Raw genomic sequence first — 10,843 nt, forward strand, 5'->3', positions numbered from 1 at the left:
AAGTCATGGGTTGGCTCGATCAACCCGTTTTAGGACTTGGACCGACCCCATTCTGGTCGATACACCGAACTCGAACACTCGCGCAGATCGAGTGCTGGACTGGAGAGCGAAGCATGACGATCGCCGCATCATCCCCCGCCGAAGATGCGGTCACAGGAGGCGTGACCGGGCGTCCGACCGCGGTGCGATACCGCGTGATCGCGCTCATCTTCCTGATCACGTCGATCAACTATGCCGACCGTGCGACCTTCTCGATCGCGGGGTCTGCTGCATCGACCGAACTCGGGCTGTCGTCGGTACAGACCGGCTTTATCCTGTCCGCCTTCGCCTGGGCCTATGTCCTCGCGCAGATCCCCGGCGGGCTGCTGCTCGACAAGTTCGGTACGAAGCGCGTCTATGCTGGTGCAATCCTCGCTTGGTCGCTGTTCACGGCCACACAGGGGCTGACCGGGGTGATCGCGGGCGTGTCCGCAGTTGCCATGCTGTTTGTGCTGCGGTTTCTCGTCGGCCTTGCCGAGGCGCCGTCGTTTCCTGGCAACGCCCGCCTCGTCGCCGCCTGGTTTCCCGGTGCCGAGCGTGGCACCGCGTCGGCGATCTTCAATTCGGCGCAGTATTTCTCGCTCGTCGCCTTCGCCCCGCTGATGGGCTGGCTGGTGCACAGCTATGGCTGGCGCGCGGTGTTCTGGGTGATGGGCGCGATCGGCCTGGCTGCGACGGCACTGTTCGTCCGCTACATCCACAGCCCGGTCCGCCATCCGAAGATCAACGCCGCCGAACTCGCGCATATCGAGGCGGGCGGCGGGCTGATCCGGATGGAGGATGCTGCCAATCGCCCGCAGGCCTTCTCGTGGACGAACCTGCGCCAGCTGCTCGCGAACCGGATGCTGCTCGGCATCTATCTCGGCCAGTATTGCATCAACGTGCTGACCTATTTCTTCGTCACCTGGTTCCCGATCTACCTGGTCAAGGAACGCGGGCTGAACATCATGGAAGCCGGCTTCGCCGCCGCCGCACCAGCGCTGTGCGGCTTCGTCGGCGGGCTCGTCGGTGGCTACACGTCCGACCTGCTGCTCAAGCGCACCGGCTCGATCGACATCGCGCGCAAAGTGCCGCTGGTGTTCGGGATGCTGCTGGCGACGCTGATCATCGCCTGCGTGTTCGTCGAGGGGGAATGGCTGGTCGTCACGCTGATGGCGGTTGCGTTCTTCGGCAAGGGCGTCGCGTCGCTCGGTTGGGCAGTGATGTCGGACGTCGCGCCAAAGCAGCTCGCCGGGCTGACCAGCGGGGTGTTCAACATGTTCGGCAACGTCGCCGGGATCGTCACGCCGATCGTCATCGGCTTTATCGTCGGCGCTACGGGCTCGTTCGATTGGGCGCTGGTGTTCGTTGGCGCGCATTGCCTGCTCACGATCTTCTCGTTCCTGGTGATCGTCGGTCCGATCCGCCGTGTCGAGCTGGCCGCATGACCGTCGATCGACGTACGCTGCTCGGGGGTGCCGCGGCCGCGCTCGCCACATTGCCTGCCGCCGTTCGTGCGGCGCCAGCGACGTTGCGGGTTACAACGCCTATGGCAGCGCCGGAATGGGCCGTCCTGCAACGCCGCTTGCTCACTGCCAATGCCGAAGCCTGCGAAGCGTTCTACGCAAAGTATATCGACAGTCGCGGCTGGCTGCGCGTGTTCGAGCGCTGGGGTGCGAACGATGGTCCCGACGATGCGGCGGAAGCAACGAACGACTGGGCGATCCTGCACGCGCTGGGCGGTCCCGATCGTATCCGCGACCTGTACGCACGGGCGTGGGAGGGGCACCTCAAGCAGTTCACCGCCGCGCGCACGGTCGACGTGCCGATCGCACGCAAGGGGATGTATTTTCGCGAGTTTCCTGTCCAGATGGACTGGCAGCACAATGCGGAAGGGCTGACGACCTTCAACATGATGGGGCTGTCCGGCCCGCGCGACCTGAAGCTGATCGAGCGCACGCGTCGCTACGCCGACTTCTACACCGGCCGCGATCCGACCACACGCAACTACGACCCCAAGCTGCGGATCATGCGCAGCCTGATGAACGGAAGTCGGGGGCCGATGCTGCGCCGCGCGACCGAGCTCGACTGGGCGGGCGATCCGTTCGCCGCCGGCGAACGCTTCCACATGGAACACGGCGAGACGACGTACGCGCAGACGCTCGCGCATTATGCCGACTATGGCGACGTCGTCGGCGACAATCCGCTCAACCTTCAGGCGACGACGATAGGGCTCAACGCGTATGCGCTGGGGGCAGGGGATCGATACCGGACCTGGGCGCTCGACTATCTCGACGCGTGGGTTGGCCGGGCAAAAGCGAACGGCGACATCATCCCCAGCCGCGTCGGTCTGGATGGCATCGTCCCGCGCGACTGGTGGAGTGGCGTCTATGGCTGGGGCTTCTCGCCGATCGTGCCGCAGACCGGCAAGCGCGAGAACCGCAACCGCATACCCCGTTCGATCACCGCGTTCATGACCGGCACGCTGCTGACCGGCGATCAGCGCTATATCGACGTCTGGCGCCGCCAGACCGCGCGGATCAATGCACAGGCCAAGACGATCGGCGGTGTGCTGTCTACGCCGACGATGCACGGTGCGGACGGCTGGTATGGCTGGCAACCTGGTCCGTTCAAGACCAACGGCTTCGAGATATGGTACATGTCGCAGGCGCCCGCCGATCGCGCGGCTGCCGGCGATCATCCGTGGGTGAGCTTCCTCGAAGGCAAGAACCCGAGCTACGCCGTAACCGCGTTGCGCGCGGACCTGAAGGCCGTCGCCGACCGTGTCGCTGCGCGCGTGTCCGATCCGACGACGCCGGAAACCCGGCTCGCAGACTGGCCGATCGACATTAACCCGGCCAACGTCACCAGCCTAGTCCAGCTGATGACCGGCGGCCTGCACATTGCCCGCCCGTCCTGGTCGAAGACTTCGCCATCGCAAGGCGGCGTCCCGCTCCACTGCCGGCTCCGCTATTTCGACGCGGATCGCAAACGCGCCGGCGTGCCGGAGGACGTCACTGCGCTCGTGCATACGCTGGGCGACACGACGACCGATGTGACGCTGGTAAACCTGAGCAACAGCCAGCCGCGGACGGTGGTGGTGCAAGGCGGCGCCTATGCCGAGCACCGGATAGACGCTGTGACGATCGACGGCCGCACGACCGACGTCGCCGGCGCCGCGGTCACGATCCGGCTCGAGCCCGGCGCCGGTGCGCGCTTGAGCCTGCGCATGCGCCGCTACGCCAACCGCCCGACGCTCGCCTTTCCGTGGGACCGCTAGCCGCCCGGCTTGATATACGGCGCAACCGCGAACAGCAGGCGTTCCTCGCGCCGGGGATCGTCTTCCATCCGCACTGCCCGATCGAAGATCATCGTCGAGCGTCGCACCAGATCATAGTGACGCCAGATCGGCACGCTCGCACAGTTCGGATCGCCGGTCCGCGCCATCGCGATGAACGCATCCGCCATCCGCCCGGCCAGCCGTCTCGCCTCCGGCCCATCACCCGTCCGCGCGCTCGGCTGCTGCGTATTGTCGAACACTAGGCCGATATCGAGCGTATGGAACGCGCCGAGCACGCCGCCCGCCTCCGGCGAAGGAAAGTCGAGCTGATACATCCAGGTCGGCGCACCGATCTTCGCGCGTTCCTCGGCCTGGATCAGATGCCCGGGCCAGGACCGACCCGCGGTCGATGCCGCCAGCAGGATCTGCCCCGGCGTCCGATCGGGATAGAGGTCGCGGTAGCGCGCGATGACGTGATCGGGGGCGAGGTCCTTGGTCATCTCCCGCACCAACCGCGCGGGTAGGTTCTCCCAACTCGTGTCGCCGCGCTTCAGGATTTCCCCAATCCACAACCCGGTCTCGTCATGCGTATTGCCGACGATCAGCGGGATATGCGCCGCCTCGCGCGGGGCGTCGGGAAAGAACGGATGACGCGTCAGCACATGATGATCGAGCGTTGAGGTAAAGCTGATCTCACCCTTGCCTTCGATCGGATCGGTCGTCGCCATCGCCTCGACCAGCCGATTGATCGGCAGCACCTTCAGCGTCGGAAAGTCGCTCGCGCCCGCCTTCGCCATGAACGCCCGCGACCGGATCGTCGCGTGGTTCGGCCCGGCCGCCGTAACGTGCTGGCCGCTCATCGTCGCGGCGGCGTGAAACAGCGGGCGCGCCTCCGCCATCGCCATCAGCGTGACGATCTTGGCGCCACCACCCGATTGGCCAAACAGCATCACTCGCCCCGGATCGCCGCCGAACGCCGTGATGTTGTCGCGCACCCATTGCAGCGCGAGGACGATGTCGAGATTGCCGACGTTCCCCGACTCCGCCGGCCCGCCAAGCTGCGCGAGATACGCGTAGCCGAGCGCCGCCAGCCGGTGGTTCAAGGTAACGACCACCACGTCGCCGCGCCGCACAAGATTGCCGCCATCATACAGCGGATCGGACCCGGACCCGTGCGCATGCGCGCCGCCGTGGATATAGACCATGACCGGCCGGCGCGACGCGTCGAGCGCAGGCGTCCAGACGTTGAGGAACAGGCAATCCTCGCTGGTCGCCTCGGTGGCCTTGGTCTGTGGCGAGGCTGCGCCGTAGCGCGTCGCGTCGGCAATGTCGTTCCACGGCGTCGGCGGCACCGCATGTGCAAACCGTCGCGCCCGCGTATCCGCGCCGTAGCGCACCCCGCGAAAGACCAGCACGTCCCGGTCGACCGTCCCGCGCACCCGCCCGTATCGCGTCGTCGCGACGGGGCTCGCCGGTGTACGCGCAGCAACCAGCGCCGGTGTCGCTACGAGCCCGGCGAGCACCGCGCGCCGGTCGATCACGCCGCGGTTTCGGCGCACAGTCGCCGCATCGGCTCCAGCGCCGGGTTACCGTTGTCGCGCCGCCACGCCATGTGCAGCTCGACCGGCTTCTCGGGCTCGGTCGCAAGCCGGCGGAATTGCACGTCGTTCATGTGCAGCCCCGATGCGGATTCCGGCACGATTGCCGCGGCGAGGCCGGCATGGACGAGCCCCAGCATCGAATGGATCTGCGTCACGTGCTGGACATAGTGCGGCGACACGCCGGCCGCGTCGAACAGCCCGATAAGCATCTGGTGGAAATACCCCGCGCCCTGCCGCGCATACATGATCAGCGGCAGGCCATCGAAATCACCCAGTTCGAGCACCGCCTTCGCCTGTCGCGGATCCCCCGCGGGTAGCGCGACGACGAGCGGCTCGACCTGTACGCAGACGGTGTCGAACTCGTGACGATCGAGCGGCGGCCGCACGAAGCCGATGTCGATCAGCCCGGTCAGCAGCGCATCGACTTGGTCGGTCGTCACCATCTCGCGCAGTTCGAGGTCGATATTGGGCAGGCTCGCTCTCGCTTGCGCGACGATCTGCGGCACCAGATTATACCCCGACACCGCGGTGAAGCCGATCGCTACGCGTCCCGCATCGCCCTTCGCCACGCGCCGCGCCGACAGCGCCGCACTCTCCGACAGCCGGACGATCCGCCGCGCCTCGATCAGGAACACGCGACCGGCGGGCGTCAGGCTCACCTGCCGGCTGGTGCGTTCGAGCAGCGTCACGTCGAGGATCCGCTCGAGCAGCTGGATTTGTCGGCTGAGCGGCGATTGCGTCATGTTCAGGCGCTGTGCCGCGCGCCCGAAATGGAGTTCCTCGGCGGCGGCGACGAAGCAGCGAAGCTGGCTGAGTTCGAACATCATCGCCGCACTATCCGTCGGTTTTCGCCCGCTGTCACGCCGCCTTGGCAAGAGCGGTGGGGGCGACCTTCTCGATCAGCACGCGGAGCCGCTCGTCCTCGGCTGCGGACAAATCGGTCAGCGGCGAGCGCACCGGCCCGGCATCGCGGCCGACGACACGCATGCCCGCCTTGACGATTGACACCGCATAACCGCGGCCCTGGTTGCGCAGCGTGATGTAGGGCAGCACGAAATCGCGCAGCTGGTTCAGCACCTCGACCCGGTCGTCGGCGCGCACGGCCTTGTAGAACGCCAGCGCCCATTCGGGCAGGAAGTTGAAGATCGCCGACGAATAGGTCGTGACGCCCATCGTTAGATACGGCGTCGCGAACGTTTCGGCGGTCGGCAGGCCGCCGATATAGGTCAGCCGGTCGCCCATTCGCGCATAGACGCGCGTCATCAGCTCGATGTCGCCGACGCCGTCCTTGAAGCCGACGAGGTTGGGATTGCGGTCGCACAGCCCGGCCAGCGTATCGTCGTCGAGGATCGCATTGTCGCGGTTGTAGACGATCACGCCTAGCCCGGTCGCCTTGCAGACCGCCTCGACATGCGCGGCAAGCCCCTCCTGCTTCGATCCGACCAGATAGGGGGGCAGCAGCAACAGGCCGTCCGCGCCGGCCTTCTCCGCATCGCGTGCGATCCCGGTGGCGATCGAGGTGCCGTAGCCACAGCCCGAGATCACCGGCAGACGTCCGCCGGCTTCGGCCACCGCGGCGCCGACGACCTGCGCGACTTCGGCTGGCGTCAGCGAAAAGAACTCGCCCGTGCCGCCCGCCGCGAACAGGCCGGACAGTTCGTGCTCGAGCATCCAGGCGCAATGCTTTCGATACCCGTCCTCGACGAACGCGCCGTCGGCATCGAAATGCGTGACGGGAAACGACAGTAATCCGCCGCCAAGGCGCTGCGCCATCTCAGTCGGGCTCATGGTCGTCATAACGTGCATCCCCTCGATCGTTTGGTCCGCGCTCGTGTCGCAGCCATGTCGAGGATCTTGGTAGGTTGCGTGGCCGTGCGGGTCCAAACCAAAGGCGCGCTCGATCAATGCGCGTAGTAGCTCGATCTCGTTGGGGCATGATCTTCCTACCGCGCGAGGCTTGGTAGTATGTGAATTCGATCGCAATCTTGACACTATTTATCGGCGGAATCGAGACCGGACGACAACCCACGGATGGTCGGGCAATCGGCGTTCCCAAATATGTCACTTCACGACTGCCATGGCTGTTTGTCTTCCATGTGGACCGTACAGAAAGCGGAGCGAGTTGACGTCCAACCAAATAAACGAATGGCCAACGCAGGAAAGCGGGAAAGACCGCGCGAATGTCGGTGTAATCTTGTTTTGAGGACCGCTGCCGCCTTTCGTGCAAATATGAACCAGCGTCCGAAGTTGGGAAGTGAGGGAAGAGGCCTGAACGTCTGCTTGTGGGTCCGCCCAGTCATCGGATAAGTCTTTTCCACCCAAGCCAGATACCGCTTATTGATGTCACCACACCGGCGATCGAGAACAGCCAGATCAGTCCATCCCAGGCCGGCCGGTGCAATGTCAGCGTGTTCAGATCCCATCTGTGGAGGAGGTCGAATACCCAGCGGTACGCCCTCTGTCGTTCATCGACCGTCCGGAGAACTTCCCCGGTAGCGGGATCGACATAGAACCAAGTCTGCGCCGGATCGGCAAAACGCAGCCGCAACACTGGTAGACGCGGTAGCATCCCGACCGCATACCAGTATGCATCGGGCGCCGTCAGGCAATCGACCGAGAGTAGCGGCGCGGAGCTCTCCAGATGACGTACGGCCCTCACGATGGCCACCTCTGTAGCTTGGGATGGCGCGAGTGTGACCGCATTCAACACTACTCGCCGCCCGTCGTGATAGGACAGCAGGACGAGGGGGGTTCCCGCATGGTGAGTCAACTGCGCTATCACCGCACCCTCGCCTGCTATGCGGAGCCGGTCGAGTGCTAGGTCCGGCATCGGATCAGATGCCTGATAGATCCGCACAGCCGCATCGTCTGGCTTCGTCCCGCGAAACAGATGGCCGGGATCGACCGACAGCCATCCGCTGAAGATCCAGGCGATCAGGAAGATACCACCCACCAGCCCCGCGACATGATGCCACAGCATCCAGCCGTCGTAGGGCGTCATTCGCCCGCCTTTGAAGCGCCGTGCGCCAATGCGGGTCCGCAGGATGCCGATCCACATCCCCGCGACCGCCGCGGCGATGCAGGGACCAGACACCCATAGCACGACCTGACGCCAAGCCGTTTGATCCTGTCTTAGAACCGTCGGATAGAGCCAGTGCGGCACCGAGCCGAGCCAATTCCAGAACCGCTCGCGACGGGTGGTCACTTGAAAGACGGCGCCCGTATTCGACGACACATAGGCCTCCGTGCCGGACGCGTCGGCAAGCGCAACCTTCCAAAGTGGACGGTGTCGATCGAAGCCGCCAGCAACCGTCCACTGATCCCGGGTCAGCCGTTCTACGTGCCTCGTCGGTGCGTTGGCAAAGCGGCCAGCGACCCGACCGGCGTAACGAGCATCGACTGGCCGCAGGACGGTACCGCGACTGGCGGCGAGAGTGGTGTGCGTTCCATCCCACCCGGTCACGCGCCAGACAGGCGCGCCGTCGCGCATCTCGAGGAACAGCTCCTGCGATAGCCGTCCGCCGTCCAGCGGGGGCGGCACGTTCACTGCTGCCCAGTCGATCGCCTCGCTCCCAGCCAGCTTATCGGCTGGCGAGAGGGAGGGATAAGGCACGTAGACCATCACCAGCCCGGACAGAAACCACATGGCGAAGAACAGGCAGCTGGCGATGCCGATCCAGCGATGAACGAGGTACAGCCAGCGCCGGGCAGTCTTGCCAAGCGCCGGCCGCCTGAGGGCGTTAAAAGCTGGCACGAAGCGAAACGTCGACCGAGCGGGGACGGCCAAGGACCCACTGCTGATTGTTGTACGTGTTTAGCGCGTAGGCCCGGTCAAACAGGTTGTAGCCGTGGATATTGACCGCCAGGCGTGGTGTCACCGCAAAGGAAAGCGTGGCATCGACCGTGGTGTAGCTGGGGACGCGGAAGCTGTTGGCGTTGTCCGAATAACGACGCCCGACGTAGCGCAGCCCGGCGCGCGCCTGGAGCGAGCGCGTTGCGTTCAAACGCAGCCAGAGATTGGCAAGCGTCTCGGGGACGTCTGGCGGGGTGTTGCCGTCGAAGCTCGAGCCGCCGGAGACGAAGTCGTCGAACGTCGCGTTGAGCACGCTGCCGTTTGCATCGATCCCGACGCCGTAGGGCAGATCGAGCGATACCGCGGCCTCGATCCCCCTGGCCGATCGCTGGCCGACCTGCTCGACCGGGCTCGTCGGGGTCAACTGTGCCAGCAGGCGTTTCTTGACTATGCGATAGGCGGCGAGGGTGGCGGTGCCGCGACCGTCGAGGAACACCGCCTTGGCGCCGACCTCAACTTGGTCGCCGACCGCGTTGCTGAACTGAACCTGCCCGGTCGAATAGGTGGTCAGCGTCCCCAGAGGATCCACGCCGGTGGCATACTGCGCATAGAGCGACACCGTCGGGATCGGCTGATAGACGCTACCGACCCGCCAGGTCACGTTATGCAGCCGCTTGTCGAGCGCGAACGTCTCGGTGCTGACGCCGCCTGGATAGTCGATCGACCAGCGGCGGATCTTGTCGTGCTCGTAGCGCACGCCACCGACGATCGAGACATGCGTGCCGAGTTTCAGCCGGTCCTCGGCAAAGACCGCATATTCGGTGGTGCGCGTACGGTAGCGCGGTGCGATCCCCTGCGTGTCGACGATCGGACCTGGATCGAACGCTAAAGGATCGACCTCCGAAACCTGGGGGTCCGAACCGAAGTTGTGGGAGTAGGTGAGTTTGATGAGGTTGACGTCAAAGCCCACGACAAAGTCGTTGCTGACGCCATCGGCGATGCCTGTCCTGAGCGTCACGCTGCCCTGATCGCCCCATTGCGTCTGATCGTGGACGATGCCGGTCATGTCGGTGCGCAGGATGCGCCCCGGTGTGCCGGTGTTGCCGCTGCCGTTGGCGCAGACGCCGTCCGCGGCGATCCAGCAATAGGTTTCGAGATTGAGCCAGGAGCGTTTGGAGGTGAGACGATAGGCCTGGTTGCTGACGGTGACCGCATCGCTCGGCGTCCAGTCGACCTGCAGGCTGGTACGGTTGTCGCGGTAGCGGATAAAGCCATCGCGTGTGTTGTAGTTTCGCTCCCCGATGCGGTCGTCGAGCCGTCCTTCGATCAGCGGCGTGCCGAAATAGCGCATCGGCTTCTGGTCGCCGTAATCGTCCCGTGCGGTGACGACGAGCGTGTCGGTCGGTGCCCAGCGCAGCGTGCCCGAGACGGCATGGCTGCGCGACTGGCCACGATCGACATAGCCGTCCGATCGGCGATAGCTGCCGTCGATGCGATAGGAGAGGCGCTCGGTGATCGGCCCGCCTGCGCCCGCCGCGACATGGAAGCTGTCCTGCGAGCCGTAGCCGATCTCGCCCTCCACGTGCGTCCGCTGCGTATCGGGTTTGCGCATCACGACATTCACCGCACCGCCCAGCGCGCCCTGGCCGTAGAGCACCGAGGCTGGGCCGCTCAGGATGTCGATCCGCTCGACCATCCACGGATCGGTCGGAAAGGTTATCGTGCCGGCAGCCGGGAACAGCCTTATACCGTCGATCAGCTGAAGCACGGATCCCTGGCCGCTGAAGCCGCGCGCGGCGAGCGCGGTGCCGCCATTGCCGGGGTTTCCAGCGTTGCTGATGCCCGGTGCGCGGCTCGTCGCGTCGATCACCGACAGGTCGCCGCGCGCGCGGATCGTGGCGCCATCGATGACCGAGATCGTCGCGGGGGTCTCGAGCGGCGTGAGGCCCAGGCGGCTGCCGGTCGCGTTCGGCGTGGTGAGCGTGTCGCGCGCCTGCTGGCCGACAACCAGAATGTCCTCATTGTCCGAGACAGGCAAAGACTGAGCGTTGAGCGGTGCTGCGAAAACAGGTGACAGCAAAGCCCCCGCCACCGCGAGGCGAGACAATAGGAATGGCATTACGGTAATCCCCGGGGCGTCGAGCGAACCCG

General features: G+C 65.4%; 7 protein-coding genes. 2 read left to right on the plus strand and 5 right to left on the minus strand.

What is annotated here, in order from left to right:
- Positions 1-113 precede the first annotated feature (113 nt).
- Positions 114-1,466 (plus strand): MFS transporter, encoded by a 1,353-nt coding sequence (locus IFT54_RS18865; RefSeq protein WP_192071769.1) that lies wholly within the window; start codon positions 114-116, stop codon positions 1,464-1,466.
- A complete protein-coding gene (locus IFT54_RS18870) occupies positions 1,463-3,298 on the plus strand; it encodes a hypothetical protein (protein ID WP_031396689.1) in 1,836 nt (611 codons plus the stop codon). Before IFT54_RS18865 ends, IFT54_RS18870 begins: the two co-directional genes overlap by 4 nt.
- Here IFT54_RS18870 and IFT54_RS18875 read toward each other — a convergent pair.
- From IFT54_RS18875 to IFT54_RS18895, 5 genes are all read right to left on the minus strand, one after another.
- Complete coding sequence (locus tag IFT54_RS18875) at positions 3,295-4,839, minus strand: carboxylesterase/lipase family protein (protein WP_342354872.1); 1,545 nt, start codon at positions 4,837-4,839, stop codon at positions 3,295-3,297. The two genes, IFT54_RS18870 and IFT54_RS18875, sit on opposite strands and share 4 nt — an antisense overlap.
- Entirely contained in the window at positions 4,836-5,726 is an 891-nt protein-coding gene (locus tag IFT54_RS18880) for a LysR substrate-binding domain-containing protein (protein ID WP_234387677.1), read from the minus strand. Before IFT54_RS18880 ends, IFT54_RS18875 begins: the two co-directional genes overlap by 4 nt.
- 31 nt (positions 5,727-5,757) lie before the next feature.
- The gene (gene kdgD / locus IFT54_RS18885) at positions 5,758-6,696 is read right to left on the minus strand and encodes a 5-dehydro-4-deoxyglucarate dehydratase (protein WP_192071771.1); all 939 of its coding nucleotides are present in this window, start codon (positions 6,694-6,696) and stop codon (positions 5,758-5,760) included.
- A gap of 499 nt (positions 6,697-7,195) precedes the next feature.
- Complete coding sequence (locus IFT54_RS18890; RefSeq protein ID WP_192071772.1) at positions 7,196-8,653, minus strand: PepSY domain-containing protein; 1,458 nt, start codon at positions 8,651-8,653, stop codon at positions 7,196-7,198.
- On the minus strand, positions 8,640-10,843 hold a 2,204-nt coding region (locus tag IFT54_RS18895), incomplete at its 5' end, for a TonB-dependent receptor (protein ID WP_342354873.1). The genes IFT54_RS18895 and IFT54_RS18890, both read right to left, overlap by 14 nt.

The organism is Sphingomonas sp. CFBP 13714 (assembly GCF_014842205.1).
Taxonomy (GTDB): domain Bacteria; phylum Pseudomonadota; class Alphaproteobacteria; order Sphingomonadales; family Sphingomonadaceae; genus Sphingomonas; species Sphingomonas aerolata.

What these genes read in the sequence shown, in the direction of transcription:
- IFT54_RS18865 (WP_192071769.1), top strand. Translation starts at nt 114, where the DNA reads ATGACGATCGCCGCATCATCCCCCGCCGAAGATGCGGTCACAGGAGGC.
- IFT54_RS18870 (WP_031396689.1), top strand. Translation starts at nt 1,463, where the DNA reads ATGACCGTCGATCGACGTACGCTGCTCGGGGGTGCCGCGGCCGCGCTC.
- IFT54_RS18880 (WP_234387677.1), bottom strand. Translation starts at nt 5,726, where the DNA reads ATGATGTTCGAACTCAGCCAGCTTCGCTGCTTCGTCGCCGCCGCCGAG.
- kdgD (WP_192071771.1), bottom strand. Translation starts at nt 6,696, where the DNA reads ATGACGACCATGAGCCCGACTGAGATGGCGCAGCGCCTTGGCGGCGGA.